Annotated in this window: 15 protein-coding genes; 10 read left to right on the forward strand and 5 right to left on the reverse strand. The window is 69.3% G+C overall.

Annotated elements, in window-relative coordinates:
- Positions 1-168 precede the first annotated feature (168 nt).
- On the forward strand, positions 169-1,662 hold the full coding sequence (locus M8859_RS19990; RefSeq protein WP_249644695.1) for an amidase: 1,494 nt from the start codon (positions 169-171) through the stop codon (positions 1,660-1,662).
- On the opposite strand, the gene M8859_RS19995 is transcribed toward M8859_RS19990, so the two are convergent.
- The 3 genes from M8859_RS19995 to M8859_RS20005 form a co-directional block, all read right to left on the reverse strand.
- Positions 1,652-2,539, reverse strand: a complete 888-nt coding sequence (locus M8859_RS19995; RefSeq protein WP_159924545.1) for a LysR family transcriptional regulator — start codon at positions 2,537-2,539, stop codon at positions 1,652-1,654. The genes M8859_RS19990 and M8859_RS19995 overlap by 11 nt on opposite strands.
- A 418-nt stretch (positions 2,540-2,957) precedes the next feature.
- Positions 2,958-3,791, reverse strand: coding sequence for an SDR family oxidoreductase (locus tag M8859_RS20000; RefSeq protein WP_159924547.1), 834 nt, complete (start codon positions 3,789-3,791; stop codon positions 2,958-2,960).
- Positions 3,788-5,392, reverse strand: coding sequence for an aldehyde dehydrogenase family protein (locus tag M8859_RS20005; RefSeq protein WP_321210176.1), 1,605 nt, complete (start codon positions 5,390-5,392; stop codon positions 3,788-3,790). The genes M8859_RS20000 and M8859_RS20005 overlap by 4 nt, the downstream gene beginning before the upstream one ends.
- 184 nt (positions 5,393-5,576) lie before the next feature.
- Here M8859_RS20005 and M8859_RS20010 point away from each other — a divergent pair, with 184 nt between their 5' ends.
- A complete protein-coding gene (locus M8859_RS20010) occupies positions 5,577-6,887 on the forward strand; it encodes a PucR family transcriptional regulator (protein WP_159924551.1) in 1,311 nt (436 codons plus the stop codon).
- Between the two features lie 8 nt (positions 6,888-6,895).
- Here M8859_RS20010 and M8859_RS20015 read toward each other — a convergent pair whose 3' ends face one another.
- Positions 6,896-7,162, reverse strand: coding sequence for a DUF2277 domain-containing protein (locus M8859_RS20015; RefSeq protein WP_043685870.1), 267 nt, complete (start codon positions 7,160-7,162; stop codon positions 6,896-6,898).
- Positions 7,163-7,275: 113 nt separating this feature from the next.
- Between M8859_RS20015 and M8859_RS20020 the strand changes: the two genes are divergently transcribed.
- Positions 7,276-8,109, forward strand: a complete 834-nt coding sequence (locus M8859_RS20020; protein WP_159924553.1) for a DUF1266 domain-containing protein — start codon at positions 7,276-7,278, stop codon at positions 8,107-8,109.
- On the opposite strand, the gene M8859_RS20025 is transcribed toward M8859_RS20020, so the two are convergent.
- A complete protein-coding gene (locus M8859_RS20025) occupies positions 8,089-9,033 on the reverse strand; it encodes a hypothetical protein (RefSeq protein ID WP_195070245.1) in 945 nt (314 codons plus the stop codon). The genes M8859_RS20020 and M8859_RS20025 overlap by 21 nt on opposite strands.
- Before the next feature lie 359 nt (positions 9,034-9,392).
- Between M8859_RS20025 and ftsH the strand changes: the two genes are divergently transcribed.
- The 7 genes from ftsH to M8859_RS20060 all read left to right on the forward strand — a co-directional run bounded on the left by ftsH (position 9,393) and on the right by M8859_RS20060 (position 16,076).
- Positions 9,393-11,780, forward strand: coding sequence for an ATP-dependent zinc metalloprotease FtsH (gene ftsH, locus M8859_RS20030; RefSeq protein WP_159924557.1), 2,388 nt, complete (start codon positions 9,393-9,395; stop codon positions 11,778-11,780).
- Positions 11,781-11,929: 149 nt separating this feature from the next.
- Positions 11,930-12,541 carry a GTP cyclohydrolase I FolE gene (gene folE / locus M8859_RS20035; protein ID WP_195140825.1) on the forward strand — a complete coding sequence of 204 codons (612 nt, stop codon included), beginning with the start codon at positions 11,930-11,932 and terminating at the stop codon, positions 12,539-12,541.
- A gap of 151 nt (positions 12,542-12,692) precedes the next feature.
- Positions 12,693-13,550, forward strand: coding sequence for a dihydropteroate synthase (gene folP / locus M8859_RS20040; protein WP_159924809.1), 858 nt, complete (start codon positions 12,693-12,695; stop codon positions 13,548-13,550).
- A complete protein-coding gene (gene folB / locus M8859_RS20045; RefSeq protein ID WP_159924561.1) occupies positions 13,547-13,984 on the forward strand; it encodes a dihydroneopterin aldolase in 438 nt (145 codons plus the stop codon). The genes folP and folB overlap by 4 nt, the downstream gene beginning before the upstream one ends.
- 61 nt (positions 13,985-14,045) lie before the next feature.
- Positions 14,046-14,582: a 2-amino-4-hydroxy-6-hydroxymethyldihydropteridine diphosphokinase gene (folK, locus tag M8859_RS20050; protein WP_159924563.1), complete on the forward strand. Its 537-nt coding sequence runs from the start codon at positions 14,046-14,048 to the stop codon at positions 14,580-14,582.
- Positions 14,579-15,055, forward strand: coding sequence for a DUF3180 domain-containing protein (locus M8859_RS20055; RefSeq protein WP_159924565.1), 477 nt, complete (start codon positions 14,579-14,581; stop codon positions 15,053-15,055). The genes folK and M8859_RS20055 overlap by 4 nt, the downstream gene beginning before the upstream one ends.
- A 70-nt stretch (positions 15,056-15,125) precedes the next feature.
- Positions 15,126-16,076 carry a DUF6779 domain-containing protein gene (locus tag M8859_RS20060; RefSeq protein WP_159924567.1) on the forward strand — a complete coding sequence of 317 codons (951 nt, stop codon included), beginning with the start codon at positions 15,126-15,128 and terminating at the stop codon, positions 16,074-16,076.

Raw genomic sequence — 16,076 nt, forward strand, 5'->3', positions numbered from 1 at the left:
TGGCTCGGCGGACGCCGCGGAATCCGCAACGGTGGTTGGTCGGATGCGCCGAAAATTTCCCGCCACACCCAACACCATCATCCCCCGCGCCGTATCCGAAATGATAACTTGCGGCTCGACAGTGGATCACCCGATTTCGACAACGACGCGACGGGGGATGACCAGCACATGTCTGACGAGGCCGCGGTAGTGGCGAACGGCTCGATGTCGGCGAGAAACGCCGCACCGCAAACAACCATTCCGAATGCGAAGACCACCGAAACGGCGTTCGCGCGATTACTCGGGGCCGCTGCCGACGCGCGACCGGAGCGCATCGCAGAAGCCGAGTACGGCCTCGAACGCGGCCCGGCAGCCACCATCGCGGCGTGCGTGCGCGACGGACTGTTGCACCCCGGCCAGGTGGCCGCGGACGCCGGGACGCGGATCTCGGCCGCGGAGCGGGATGTCGACGCGTTCAGCGTCCTTCGCGCCGAGCAGGCCATGGCCGAGTCGGTCGGCCTGATGGAGCGCGACGACCTCGACGTGCTGCCGCTGGCCGGTGTTCCGGTCGCGGTCGAACACGGCGTCGCGATCGCGGGCGAGCCGGTGCCATGGGGTACGGCAGCCGCCGCGGATCATCCGGTGGTGGCCAGGCTGCGCGCCGCGGGCGCGGTGGTCCTGGGGCTCGTCGCGGCGCCCGAACTGGGCCGGTGGGTGACCAGCGCGGACGGCGAGCGCGTCGTCCGCAATCCATGGAACCCCACACGCAACGCGGGAAGTGCGGCCGCCGCCGCGATCGCGGCCGGGCTGGTTCCGGTGGCGCACGGCTGCGACGGCTTGGGGTCGGTGCGGGTCGCCGCCGCATGCTGCGGAATCTTCGGGATCAAGCCGGGGCAGTACACGGTCCCCGGTGCGGGCGCCTGGTCCGGCTTGGTCGAAAGCGGTGTGCTCGCGACGAGTGTTGACGACGCCGCGCTGGCGCTGTCGGTGCTGGCGGCGCGGCCCGACCTAGCCGACGTGGATCCACCCGCCCGACTACGCATCGGTCTGGCCGTGGATCCACCCTCTGGCCTGATGCGTGTCGACCGGCACTGGACGGCGGCGGCCCGCAGAGCGGCTTCGGTGGCCGCGGCGGCGGGCCATCTGGTCGAACCGACCGCGCTACCGTATGGGAACGCTCTGTTCGCGGCATCCCTACGCTGGCTGGCCCTCGGCGCACGCGATGCCCCCGAACTACCCGAGCCCGACCAGCTATCGCGTAGAGCCCGCCGTCGACTGGCCCTCGGCCGGACAGTGCATCGACTGCGGCTCGCGCGCCCCGCCCAGATCGACCGGGTCGAGGCGCGGCTACTGGAGTTCTTCGAGCGTTACGACGTGGTGATCACTCCCACGCTCGCCGCCCCGCCACCCACGGCGCGGGCCTGGCACTTCCGCAATCGACCGGCCACTCTGCTCGCCGGCGCGCGGTTCGCACCCTTCACCCCGATGTGGAATCTGGTGGGCTGGCCCGCTGCCTCCGTCCCTATGGGCATGCACCCTCGGTCGGGCACACCGGTGGCCGCCCAGCTCGCGGGACCGCCGGGCAGCGAATCCACTCTGCTGCGACTGTCCGCGCAGTTGGAGGCACGCCACCCGTGGCGGCGCACCGCGCCCGCGGCCCCGCCGGGCCGATTCAGACGCTGACCGGCGACTGCTGCGCGGCGAACCCGCCCTCCACGGCCCGCCCGGCGAACTCGAGGATGGTCGGCCGGTTGTCGTCGGCCCGCCATGCCACGGCGAGCTCGCACGGCGCGAGTCCCGCCACGGGGCGCGCGGTCAGGCCGGGCCAGCGGTACATCGGCACGTTGTTCTCGGCGAGCAGGCACACGCCCAGGCCGAGACTCACGGCTTCCAGCTTGTCCTCGGCGGTCGCGGCCTCCGCGCCGATCTTCGGCGGACGGCCGCCGCGTCCGTCGTTGCCGAGCCAGAAGTCGCGCACCGCACCTGCCTCGGTGGGCAGGGCGACGAAGGGCTCGTCGAGCAGATCGGTGAACTCGATGGTCTCCGAGACGGCCAGCGGGTGGTTCTCCGGGAGCAGCACCCAACGCGGCTCGGTGCGCAGCACCTGCCACCGGTAGCGGCTCTGGTCGGGCAGCGGCAACCAGACGAGCGCGAGGTCGGCCTGACGGCCGGCGAGCCCGCTGGAGGGATCGGTCCACGAGGCCGCGTGCAGCGCGAGGCGGTGTCCGCTCGCGCTCTCCAGGTCGCTGAGCAGGCCGCGGCCGAGAGCGGACTGGATGCCGACGCGCAGCACCTCGCCCGCCTCCTGCAGCGAGACGTTTGTGACCTCCCACAGCTCCAGGATCTTGCGGGCGCCTTCGAGCAGCTCCTTGCCCGCGACGGTCAGCGCGACACTGCGCTGGTTGCGGTCGAACAGGACCACGTCGAGCTGGCGTTCCAGCTGACGGATCTGACGCGACAGGGTGGGTTGAGCGATGTGCAGCCGCTGAGCGGCGTTGGTGAAGTGAAGTTCCTCAGCGACGGCGACGAAATACCGCAGATCGCGCAAGTGCGGGTCCATAGCCCCTTGCTATCAGAATCGGTCCGGAATTTCCAGCCTTATCAGGCCGAAAAGTTCGGATACTGGCGCCGAAACAGTCGGCAGGTTTGTTAGAGACAGCATATTGCTTCCGGTGGTGCTCCGCACTAGGCGGTTGGCGAATTTCCGGCATGCATCGAGCGTTTCCGGCCGCATCCCCGCAATTGGGCGGTTGACCAGCATGGATGAGGGCCGGTCGGGAGTGCGGGTAGCGGATAGTGGACGCCGCCGCGATTGCCGCCTGCGGGCTGAAAATTTGCCGCTGACCGGCTACGCGGTGTAAGCGACAGCTCGCGTGATTTTCCTCACAAGTTGTTCGTCACGTAGCCGGAGCGGCCGCACGGCGAAGCGCCGCGGCCGAAAGGAATCCCGGCCGCGGCGCCCTGGCTCGGCGCCGAGTTCACACCCCGCGGGCGCGCTCCTCGTACGCTTTGCGCTTCTCGGCGTCGACGTCGTCGAGGAAAGCCCGCCCGGACCCGAGCGCCCGACCGATACCGTCGCCGAGCTTTTCCGGCAGCAAGCCGACGAACTGTGAGATGAAGCCGGCCACCGCGGTCACCCGCACCTTCGACTTCGGCCTGACGATCAGCTCGGCGACGGCGTCGGCGATCTCCTCCGGCTCGGCGGGGCGCAGCAGCTTGGGCGCGGTGACACCCGAGCCCAGCTCGGTGTTGGTCAACGTGGGCAGCACCGAGGAGAAGCGCACGCCGGTGCCGCGGTACTCCTCCCGCAGCGTGTCGGTGAACCCGAGCACCGCGTGTTTGCTGGCGTTGTAGGTGGCCAGCCCGGGGATGTGGGTCTCGCCGGCCAGCGAGGCGATGTTGATGATGTGGCCGCTGCCGCGCGGCAGCATCCGGCGCAATGCCAGTTTGCACCCCAGGATCACGCCGTAGACGTTGATGTCCAAGATGCGCCGGGTCAGCGGGTCCGGCTCGTCGACCAGCTTGCCGGTCGGCATGATGCCCGCGTTGTTGATCAGCACATCGATCGGGCCGAGGGTGCGTTCCACCTCGTCGAGGAAGCCGTCGAACGAATCCTGGTCGGTCACGTCGAGCCTGCCGTAGAGCTCGAAATCACGCGCCGTCCCCGACTCCTTGACCGTGGTTTCGTCGATGTCGCCGATCGCGATCCGCGCGCCGAGGGCTTGCAGCGCGGTCGCGGTTGCGAGCCCGATGCCGCGGGCGCCACCGGTGATGACGACGACCTTGCCGCGAATCTGCTTCGCTTCGGTCACTTGTCGCCTCCTCTGAGCTTCAGCAGGGCCGGAACGTCGAGACGACGCAGGCCGCGCGCGCCCGCCGCGCGCATGGCGCCGAGTGCGAACAGCAGCTTCGGCATCGAATACGGGTACCAGAACAGTTCCTTCTGCTGGGTCGGCAGAATCGGCGTGGTGATCGCCTGCTGACGGCAGTACTTGCGCACACCGTTGGCTCCGCCCCAGCGGGCGCCGACACCGGAGAGGCCCCAGCCGCCCATCGGCAACGCGTAACTGAACAGGTTGGCGAAGACGTCGTTGATGTTGACCGCGCCCGCGTTCAGTTGCCGGGCGATCCGCTCCCCGCGCTCCTTGTCGCCGGTCCACACCGAGGCCGACAGGCCGTAGATGGAGTCGTTGGCCAGTCGAACCGCCTCGGACTCGTCGGCCACCTTCATCACCGGCAACGTCGGGCCGAAGGTCTCCTCGGTGACGCAGGACATGGTGTGGTCGACGTCGACGAGGACGGTCGGCTCGAAGGCGGTGCCGAACCCGGCCCGCTTGCCGCCGGTGAGCACCTTGGCGCCGGCCGCGACGGCTTCCTCGACGTGGCGCTGCACGATGGCCACTTGGTTCTCGTTGGCCAGCGCCCCGACGTCGTACTTCGAGTCGCGCCCGTCCAGCCCTTGGCGCAGCGCCTTGACGTTGGCGGTCAACTTGGCGACGAACTCGTCGTACACGGGCGCCTCGACATATACCCGCTCCACCGAGATGCAGACCTGGCCGGAGTTGAACATGCCGCCGAAGGCGATGCCGTGCGCGGCCCGGTCGAGGTCGGCGTCGGCCAGGACGATGGCCGGGTCCTTGCCACCCAGTTCGAGGCTGTAGGGCACCATCCGCTCCACACACGCGGCGGCGATCTTGCGGCCGGTGGCCGTGGAGCCGGTGAACTGGATGTAGTCGGCGTTGCCGACCACGGCCGCTCCGGTCGCGCCCGCGCCGGTGACCACGGAGAAGACCGGCGGCGCGCCGATCTCGGCCCAGCCCTTCGCCAGTTCGAGCGCGGACAGCGGAGTCACCTCGGACGGCTTGAGGATGACGGCCGCCCCGGCGGCGAGCGCGGGGAACACGTCCATCACGGGCATGGCCAGCGGGAAGTTCCACGGCGTGATGACGCCGACCACCGGATAGGGCCGGTACACCGTGGTCAGTCGCTTGACCCGAGCCAGCGGACTGTGCGGCGACGGGTGGTCGTCGGCCAGGAACTTGGCCGCGCGGCGCGCGTAGTAGCCGATCAGATCGGTCGCGAACCCCGGGTCGATCAGGGCGTCCACCCGAGGTTTGGCGGTTTCCGACTGCAGCACGGTGGCCAGCCGGTCGGTATTGTCGATCAACCAGTCCTGGAACTTCAGCAGCCAGACTTTGCGACCTTCGGGACCGATCGCCTCCCACTCCGGCTGGTACAGCCGCAGTTCACGAACCTTGGCGGCGACCGCGTCGGCGGTCTCGTCCGGCACCGTGCCGACGACCTGACCGGTGCCGGGATTGCGCACCTCGATGACGGCGGGGCCGTCCATCCGCGCGGTCGTTTTGTCTGCCCGCGCTTTCTCGTTCGCGGGCGCTGGTTCGGTGTTGGTCACTGCTGTTCTCCCACTGACGTCGTGTTGAACCGCGGTCTGCTGACTGCTGTGAGGCAGGCCACTGAACTATGATCGTGACACAATCCGAACAGACTTTCTTGGCCCATTCGGTCAAGTAGGACGGGCGAATTTGTTCCCTCGGAACAATCAGTGACGGGCATCCGCCGAGCCGAAGGAGGTGGCGATGAACGTTCGGCCATCTCCGGGCGCCGCCCGGCCGAGCCCCGCTCCCGACGAAGTGCGCGACTGGCTCGCCGAGTACGTCTACGAGACGATGCGCGCGGACACCCTCGAGCAGATCGTCGGCCGGCTCGACGACGTGATCATCGCGCGCATCCCCGAACTCGCCGATCGCGATATGCGCCGTGACCTCGCGGCCAGCACCCGCGCGCACGCGAGGATCGTGCTCAGTCGCCTGACCAGCGACACCTTCGAATTCTCGCTGCCGGAGGAGGCGCACGCCTTCGCACGCAGCGTGGCCAGGCGCGGATTCGAGCTGCGGTTGCTGCTGCGGGTCTATCACGTGGGCATGGAGGCGGTGCTGGACTACATGACCGAGGTCGTCGAGCAGCGGCAGGCGACGCCCGCACTCGAGCGCGTGGTGCTGCTGCGGCTGTTCGAGCGGGCCACCAAGTGGATGAACACCTCGGTCGAATTGCTCACCGACACCTACATGGAGGAGCGCGAGCAGGTCCTGCGCGCGGCGCTCAACCGACGCGCCGAGACCGTGCGCGCCCTGCTGGACGGGGACGACGTCGACATCGAGCAGGCATCGATGCGGCTGGGCTACCGGCTCTCCCAGCAACATCTGGCCTTCGTGCTGTGGACCGACGAGCCGACCGGAGAACCCACCGGTGCGGAGGCGGAGGCGACCGGACTGCTGGATCGGGTCGCGGCGCGGCTGGCCGCGGCGCTCGGCAGCGCGCGCGTGCTCACCGTTGCCTCCGGCGCCAGCGCGATGTGGGCGTGGTCGGGTTGGGACGAGGCGGAACGCGGCGCCGAGATCGCGGCGCCGGGACAAGTGGAGCGGCTGGCAGCGGCGCACGTCCAAGCCCCGGTGCGGGTCGCGTTCGGTGTGCCGGCCGGGGGGATCGCGGGCTTCCGCCGGAGTCATCACGAGGCGGTGGCCGCGCGGCAGGTCGCCGAGCGCGCACCCGTCGGCGGCCGACGGGTCACCGGGTATCGAGCGGTGGAGATCGCTTATCTCGCCGGCGCGGACGAAGCGGCCATGCGCGGATTGGTCGAGCGCGAACTGGGCGCGCTGGCGGGCCGGGATGCGAACGCCGCGCGATTGCGCGAGACGCTGCACGCCTATCTGCGCAGTCACCGCAGCCCGGAGGCGACGGCAAAAGTGCTGGGTGTGCACAAGAACACGGTCCGCTACCGGGTGCAGCGGATCGAACAACTCCTGGGATATCCGATCGAAGAGCGTGGCTTGCCGCTGGAGATCGCGCTGGTGTGCGTCGCTGTCTACGGCGTGGACGCCCTGCCCTGAATGCCCGGCTACTCGCCCGCCACGGCTTCGCGGGCGGCGATGCGGCGCAGCGGTGGCTCGGTGGGCGGCGCCACCCTGCGGTCGGGTAACTCGGCGAGCAAGGTGGTGGTCGCCTCGGCGATGGCCGCGACGGCCTTGTCGACGGCCGATTTGGTGGTCGAGCTCAGGCCGGACACGCCACCGACCTTGCGCACGTACTGCAGTGCGGCGGCATAGATCTCCTGCTCGGTTGCGGCAGGTTCCAGACCACGCAGGACGGTGATGTTTCTACACATGCGAGCACACTAGCCCCAGATCACGACCTGCGTCAGGGTAAGAAGTCATCGAACATTCGCCGCCATCGATGAATACGGCGCGTTCGCCGGGACCGATGGGGAACAATCGGGGCATGTCCTCGCGCGGTGTACCCACCTTGACCACGTTTCCGTACGCGGAGCTGGACGAACGGGAGCAAGACCATTGGTCCGGCGCCGCGATCTCCGACGACGAACTGCGAGCGCTGGCCCTCGGCGCCTTCTACTCGGCGCGCTGGGACGCCTTCCATGACGCGCTGCTGCTCGGCCCCGAGCGCGCGCATCCCCTCGGTGACCGACGTGAGCTGGCCATAGACACCCTCACCGGAGCGTGGGGCATCACCGACGGTACCGAGGCGCAAGCATCGATGGAGCAGTTGCTGGGTGGCATGCACGCCCCGCTCTACGCGCTGGTGCACCCGCTGGTGACGGCGTCCATCAACGCCAGTGAGCGCGACCGTTTCGGTGAGCGGGCCGACCGGCATCGGGCGTTCCTTCGGCAGGTCGGCGCGTTCCGCGGGATGGACAACCCCGAGGCGCTGGTTCGTGACTACGACATCTGGTCGCAGGCGATCAAGATCGGATTCACCGACCATCTGGCCCGGCCGCTGCCCAGTGACATCCATGCCTGGGATCTGGCCAGGGTGGTCGCGGTGGCCAGGATGGCCTACACCGCCGGGTACCTCGATGCCGAGGTGGCTTGGAGCTATCTGGCGCGCGCCCTGCCGCTGGCCCAAAGCAAGTACCGCAACTGGCGTCAGTTCGGCGACGCCTACCTCACCGGCTGGACCTACTGGCAGGCCTGCGAGGACTTGGCGGAACTGAAGAACGGCGGCGTCGACCGCCGCAAGGAGTTGCTGCGGCTGTGGCTGCGCCCGACCAGCCCGTGGCGGCGGGTCGCGCTGAACTCAGTTCCCGTCGGGGAGTGAGCGCAGGATGCCGCGGCCGTAGCGCTGGAACTGCGCGTCGTCCACCATGCCGAGGGAGTGCCGCTCGACCAGCAGTTCCCACTCCGAATACAGCTGGGCCACACCAGGGTCGGCGAAGCCCGCGGCGCCGTCGGCGGATTCCCGGCGCACCGCGAAGTTGACCGCGCAGGTGACCCGTTCGGTGTCGGCGTGGTCGGCGCCGGAGAAGTGCAGCGTCCGGCTGCCGTCGTGCACCTCGATGCCTGTCGCGCCGCGCCCGGGACCGATCTCGCCGCGCCCGGCGGTGGGCGTATCCGTGGTGCGCGCCCACAAGACCACGGGAATCGGGAGTTCGTGCGCGTACCGGTCGTCGCCGATCGAGATGAACAGCAGTCGCGCCGTCGTCGCGGCGAGCAGGCCGGAGCCGGTCCCCGCGGGCGGATGCGCGACCGCGATCGCGGTTTCCAGAACGTACTCTTCCGGCGTCACGTAACGATGCAGAGCCGCTATCGCCTGCTTCGCCTCGCGGCGCGGGGACATCCTGCGCGTCGCCCGATCGACGTCCGCGCGAGTGGGACCGCCGCGGCCCCAGGTGGGGGCGGGTGGCTGCAGATCCGGCGCCGCGATATCGATGCGCTGGGTGGCCAGGATGTGCGCGTTGATCCGGTCGATGATCTCGGTCGCCGCCGGTACGTCGTGCTCGGCGATCAGGACCGGCAGCGGGGTGCGGTCCGCGGGCACGCCGGTGAGCACGGGCGTGGGGTAACGCAGATAGATCTCGATGACGACGGCGTCGTCCGCGCGCCGGTTCAGCCGGACCTTGAGCAGGTCCGAGACCGGAACATCCAGTACGCGCTCGCCGTCGGACCCGGGCCGCAGGACGATCAACCTGCCGCGGCCGTGGCGCAGTATCGCTGTAGGTGTGCGTAACTCGACTATGTCCATACCCCCTGCGCTCGTGTCTGGTCTGCGGCGCTCCGGGGCTCTTCGTGGTTTGCGAGCTACCGCTTACGTGCCCGTCGCTCGCGCCGCCATGTTGTGTCGTCGCTCACGATAGGCCGAACATGCCATGATTGTTGCCACTTGGAGGAAGCCGGGCCGGGGACATCGGGAACCACCGTCGATCCCCGGCCGTTTACCTCATTAACTGCACCTGCAGCCGAACTGCGCGATGTATCGAGTAGACCGTACGCGGTAACGTGGCATGTCCGCATCCGAACCCCCGCGGAACCGGACGCGCCAGACGCATCGCTAGGCAAGAACCGGAGACACCGGAAAGGACTGGCCGCCCCGGCCGACGCTCTATGAACCGCAAGACAGTGTTTCGCACCCTGGCCATAGTCTCGGGCATTTTGCTCGTGATCTATGCGTTCAGCTACTTCGGCAACGACACGCGGGGCTGGAAGAGCGTCGATACCTCGGTTGCCCTCAGCCAGCTCGAGAACAAGAGCAACGTCGAGAACGTGCAGATCGATGATCGCGAGCAGCAGCTGCGCATCGAACTGAAAGACGGCAACGACGCCACCAGCGGGCAGAACAAGATCATCGCGAAGTATCCGGGCGGCAGCGAGACCTCCGCTCAGATCTTCGACGCCGTGAAGAATTCCGGCGCGCCCTACAACACCGTGGTCAAGCAGGAGAGCTGGTTCACCCAGATCCTGCTGTTCGTGCTGCCCATGGTCATCCTGCTCGGCCTGTTCATCTTCGTGATGGCCCGCATGCAGGGCGGTGGCCGCGGCGGCATGATGGGCTTCGGCAAATCGAAGGCCAAGCAGCTGTCCAAGGACATGCCCAAGACCACGTTCGCCGACGTGGCCGGAGCCGACGAAGCGGTCGAGGAGCTCTACGAGATCAAGGACTTCCTGCAGAATCCGGTGCGCTACCAGGCTCTCGGCGCCAAGATCCCCAAGGGCGTCCTGCTCTACGGCCCGCCCGGCACCGGTAAGACGTTGCTGGCTCGTGCCGTCGCGGGTGAGGCCGGTGTGCCGTTCTTCACCATCTCCGGTTCGGACTTCGTGGAGATGTTCGTCGGTGTCGGCGCCTCCCGCGTGCGCGACCTGTTCGAGCAGGCCAAGCAGAACAGCCCCTGCATCATCTTCGTCGACGAGATCGACGCGGTCGGCCGCCAGCGCGGCGCGGGCCTCGGCGGCGGTCACGACGAACGCGAACAGACCCTCAACCAGCTGCTGGTCGAGATGGACGGCTTCGGCGACCGCACCGGCATCATCCTGATCGCCGCGACCAACCGTCCCGACATCCTCGACCCGGCGCTGCTGCGTCCGGGCCGCTTCGACCGTCAGATCCCGGTCGGCAATCCGGACCTCGCCGGTCGCCGCGCGATCCTGCGGGTGCACTCCCAGGGCAAGCCGATCTCGCCGGACGCCGACCTGGACGGCCTGGCCAAGCGCACCGTCGGCATGTCCGGCGCCGACCTGGCCAACGTGATCAACGAGGCCGCCCTGCTCACCGCCCGCGAGAACGGCGCGATGATCACCGGGGAATCGCTGGAGGAATCGGTCGATCGCGTCATCGGCGGCCCGCGCCGCAAGAGCAGGATCATCAGCGAGCACGAGAAGAAGATCACCGCCTATCACGAGGGCGGTCACACGCTGGCCGCCTGGGCGATGCCCGACATCGAGCCGGTGTACAAGGTCACCATCCTGGCGCGCGGCCGCACCGGCGGCCACGCCATGACGGTGCCCGAGGACGACAAGGGCCTGATGACCCGCTCGGAGATGATCGCCCGCCTGGTCATGGCTATGGGTGGCCGTGCGGCCGAGGAGCTGGTGTTCCACGAGCCGACCACCGGCGCGTCCTCCGATATCGATCAGGCGACCAAGATCGCGCGCGCGATGGTCACCGAGTACGGCATGAGCGCCCGGTTGGGCGCGGTCCGCTACGGGCAGGAGCAGGGCGACCCGTTCCTCGGACGCTCGATGGGCATGGGTTCGGACTACTCGCACGAGGTGGCCGGCGCGATCGACGAGGAGGTGCGCAACCTGATCGAGGCCGCGCACACCGAGGCGTGGGCCATCCTGAACGAGTACCGCGACGTGCTCGACGACCTGGCCACCGCGCTGCTGGAACGGGAGACCTTGCACCGCAAGGATCTCGAGCAGATCCTCGCCTCGGTGGAGAAGCGCCCGCGGATCACCGCGTTCAACGATTTCGGCGACCGCGTCCCCTCGGACAAGCCTCCGGTGAAGACGCCGGGCGAGCTGGCCGCCGAGCGCGGCGAATCGTGGCCGCCGGAACCGGTGGCGCAGCCGGTGGCCGCCTCCGCGCAGCGCGAGCCGCAGACCTCCAACGGCTACCCGCCGCACGAGAGCGGTTACGGCGCGCCGCAGTACGCGCGCCCGGCCGCGCCCGGCTACCCACTGCCGCAGGCGCCCGCTCCGGCGTATCCACGCCAGGGCACGCACGGTTCGCGGCCGGACTACGGCGCTCCGGCGGGATGGTCGGCCCCCGGCTGGCCGCCGCGGGACGAGCCGCAGCAGCAGGGTCAGCCCGGCTGGGGTGACCAGCAGCAGTCGCGGCCCGGCTACCAGCAGTGGGGTCCGCAGGGCACGCCGGAAGGCGGCTACGACCGGGACGGGTACGGCGACAACGGCGGCTATGACGAGCCGCGCCGGACCAACCCGAACGGCGAGGGCGACAACGGCGATTGGGATGGACCGAACGGTCGTCACTGACGAGTGACGATTAGGCTCGACCATCGTGGGGGTGCCGAGAAATTGCCGGTGCCCCGGGAGTTTGGAGGTGTCCTCGATTGTCGGCCAACGAGCATGGCGGTGGTTACACCCTCGCCGAAGCGGATGACGCTGAGTACGACGGTGTCGACATCGGCATCACCGACCCCGGCCTCGTCGCCCTGGAAACCGGCAGATCGTTCGATCAGGCGCGGGCCGAAGCGGCGGTTCGGGAGTTGCTGCTCGCCGTCGGCGAAGACCCGGATCGGCCCGGCCTGCGGGAGACGCCCGCCCGCGTCGCCCGCGCCTACCGGGAGACGTTCGCCGGGCTCTACGTGGAACCGGATTCGGTGCTCAACACCACCTTCGACGAGGGCCATCAGGAACTCGTGCTGGTTCGGGACATCCCGATGTACTCCACCTGCGAGCATCACCTCGTGTCGTTCCACGGCGTCGCCCACGTCGGTTACATCCCGGGCCCGCACGGCCGGGTCACCGGTCTGTCCAAGCTCGCCCGGCTGGTGGATCTGTACGCCAAGCGCCCGCAGGTGCAGGAGCGACTGACCAGCCAGATCGCCGACGCGGTGATGCGCAAGCTGGACCCGCGCGGCGCCATCGTGGTGGTCGAGGCCGAGCACTTGTGCATGGCCATGCGCGGTATCCGCAAGCCGGGCGCGAGCACCACCACCTCCGCCGTGCGTGGACTGCTGCAATCCAACGCCGCCTCGCGTGCCGAGGCGCTCGATCTGATCCTGCGGAAGTGAGCGGGCCGCGGTGTCCGAGCTGAAGGGCGCGGGGCGCGCGGCGACCGGAGAAGACACCGCCACCGAGGCCGCCGCACGCCCGGACGGGCGATCGACCCCGGCGAGCGGACTCGAGAACGTCGGCGCACGCGAGGGGCGCTCCTGCGTGGTGATGGGCGTGGTCAACGTCACCAGCGATTCGTTCTCCGACGGCGGGCGATATCTCGACCCCGAGCTGGCCGTCGCGCACGGCGTGCGACTACACGCCGCCGGCGCGGACATCATCGATGTCGGCGGTGAGTCGACCAGGCCGGGCGCGGTGCGCATCGACGCGGCGACCGAGGCCGCGCGGGTGACGCCGGTCATCCGCGGACTGGTCGCGGCAGGGGTGCCGACCAGCGTGGACACCATGCGCGCCGCCGTGGCCGCCGCGGCGATCGAAGCCGGGGTATCGGTGGTCAACGACGTCTCCGGTGGCCGCGCCGACCCCGATATGGTGCGCGTGGTCGCCTCCGCGCAGGTCCCGTGGATTCTCATGCACTGGCGGGCGGGCGCGGACTACCGGCACACCGGACCGGCCGACCACTACGACGACGTGGTCGCCGAGGTACTCGCAGAGCTGACCGCGCAGGTGGACTCGGCTGTCGCCGCGGGCGTCGACCCCTCCCGGCTGGTCCTCGATCCCGGCCTGGGCTTCGCGAAGAACGCCGAGCACAATTGGACCCTGCTGGGCGCTCTGCCCGAACTCGTCGCGCACGGGTTGCCGATCCTGATCGGCGCCTCACGCAAGCGTTTCCTGGGTTCGCTGCTCGCCGACGAGACGGGGCCACGTCCACCGGACGGCCGCGAGACGGCCACCGCGACCGTGTCCGCGCTGGCCGCGCTCCACGGCGCGTGGGGAGTGCGCGTGCATGACGTGCGCGCGTCGCTGGACGCCATCGCGGTCACCGACGCGTGGCAGAATGCCGCACGGCAGCGCGCCGCGCAGCACGACACCATCCGATCCAGTGCGCAAGGAGCTCACCGATGAGCCGGTCCCCGGTCCACGCCGAAGAACATGCGCCGCCGCGCGATTCGGCGATCCGGCGCGGCGCGGACCGGATCGAATTGCGCGGCCTGCGTGCCTACGGGCATCACGGAGTGTTCGATCATGAGCGTCGCGACGGTCAGGAGTTCTCGGTCGACCTGACCGTGTGGGTGGATTTCGGCGTGGCGGCGGCGTCCGACGACTTGGTGGCGACCGTGGACTACGGCGCGCTCGCCGAGCGCGCGGTGCGGATAGTTCAGGGCCCGCCGCGCAATCTCATCGAGACCGTGGCCTCGGAGATCGCCGACGACGTGATGACCGATCCGCGGATCACCGCGGTCGAGGTAGTGCTGCACAAGCCGTCCGCGCCGATCCCGCACACGTTCGCCGACGTCCGGGTGATCACCTCGCGGCACCGGGGGGAGCCCGCCGAATGAGCGAGCGGAACTGCCGCGCGGCCCTTTTCCAGTGCGGGCCGGGCGCCGCGGAGGCACGCCGATGACCCGTGCCGTCCTATCCATAGGGTCGAATCTGGGTGACCGGCTCGCGCATTTGCGTAGTGTCCTGGACGGGTTCGGGCATCGAGTACTTGCCGTCTCCGCCGTGTACGCCACCGCGCCCTGGGGTGGCGTCGCGCAAGAGGACTATCTCAACGCCGCTGTGCTGGTGGAAGATCCAGCTTTCGGCTGCGCGGACTGGCTGCGTCGCGGCCAGGAACTGGAGCAGGCCGCGGGACGGGTGCGCGAGGTGCGCTGGGGCGCACGCACACTCGATGTGGACGTGGTGTGGTGCGCCGAACTGCGCGACGGGGAGCCGGTGGCGTGCCGCAGCGCCGACCCGGATCTGCTCCTGCCGCACCCCCAGGCGCACCGGCGCGCCTTCGTGCTCGTGCCGTGGCTGGACGTGGCGCCGGACGCGGTGCTGGAGGTCGACGGCTCGCCGCGCGCAGTGGCGGATCTGCTGGCCCGGCTCGATCCGGCCGAGCGCGCGGGCGTGCGCCGCACCGAATTCTCGCTGACGGGCACGCCGTCGTGAAACTCAAGCCGACTCGCGTCCTCGACCTCGTGGCGAACGTGCTGATCGCCGCGATAGTCGCGTGGATCGCCACCCGCGTGGCCTATGACAATTTCCCGCCGATCTCGCTTTTCGCGGGCGCTTCGCTGTACCCGGTGGCCGCCATCGAGGCGGTGCTAGCTTTTGTCATCCGGGCCAGGGTGAACGACCACGAGATCGGCGACGGGCGCCACCAGTTGCATCCGATCACCGCGGCCCGCGCTGTCGCGTTGGCCAAGGCGTCGGTGCAGGTCGGTTCGATCGCGGCGGGCATCTGGCTCGGCTTCTTGTGCTGGGTCTTCCCGCAGCGCGGCACTCTGCGCGCGGCGGCGGCCGACAGCCCTGGCGCGATCGTCGGGATGCTGGCGGGATTCGCTTTGGTTGCTGCGGCCCTCTGGCTGGAGTACTGCTGCCGAGCTCCGGAGGACCCCCCAGACGATGCGGCAACTACATAGCTAGTGGAACGAACGGAATCACAAAACCGGAATCTGGGCGCGGCACCACCTATTGGCTACCCTGGCTGGCATGGTTTCACCCTCCCGTAGCAGCACTTCCCGTCGACGGCGGGACGACGCGGGAAAATTATTCGTCGGCGTCTTGATCCTGCTCGGTCTGGTTGCCAGCGTTTTCCTGATCTTCAGTAACAGCGTGGAGTTCGTACGGGTAGGTCTGGTTGTGGCGCTGTGGGCGGCCGCAATCGGCGCTCTTACTGCGACGAAGTACCGCAAAGAGGCGACCATCGACAAGGCGAAGGTCCGCGATCTGCAGACCGTCTACGAGTTACAGCTGGAGCGTGAGGTCACCGCGCGGCGCGAGTACGAACTCGGCGTGGAGGCGCGGGTGCGCCAGGAAGTGGGCGCCGACGCGGCCGAGATGGCGGCCTTGCGGGCGGAACTCACCGTGCTGCGGCAGAGCCTGCAACGACTGTTCGACGGCGATCTGCCGATGGACCGCCCGGCGTTGCGGGCCGACGCGACCCGGATTCAGGAGCTGACCAGTTCCAGCGCCGAATCGGGGAACAATAGCTCGGCGAATGCCGGGATGTGGTCGGTGTTCGCCGACCAGCAACCCCGCAGCAGTATGACGCCGATCTTCGAGCCCGATCACCCCGAGCCGCCGGTCTTCGCCAGCCCCTTCGACGATCCGGTCACCGCTGAGACCGCGGTCGTCTCCGCGGACGACGACCCCGCCGACCAGGCCGACACGGAGCGGGCGCGCTACGCCCGGCCGCGCGGCTGGGCCGACGCGTTCACCGAGACCGTGGACGAGCAGGTCGACGAGCCCCCGACCCAGCCCGCCGTGCGGCCCCAGCCGGACCCGGAACCGGTCACACGGCCGGCCTCCGCGCCCACCGTGGGCACGCCCAGCGCGCGCAGGCGGCGCCGGGCCGAGAGCGACGACGAGTCGCCATCGCGACGTCTGTCGGTAGCGGAGATCATGGCCAACCTGCAGTCCGAGGAGCGCGAAGGTCGATGA

It is taken from the genome of Nocardia sputi, assembly GCF_023501985.1.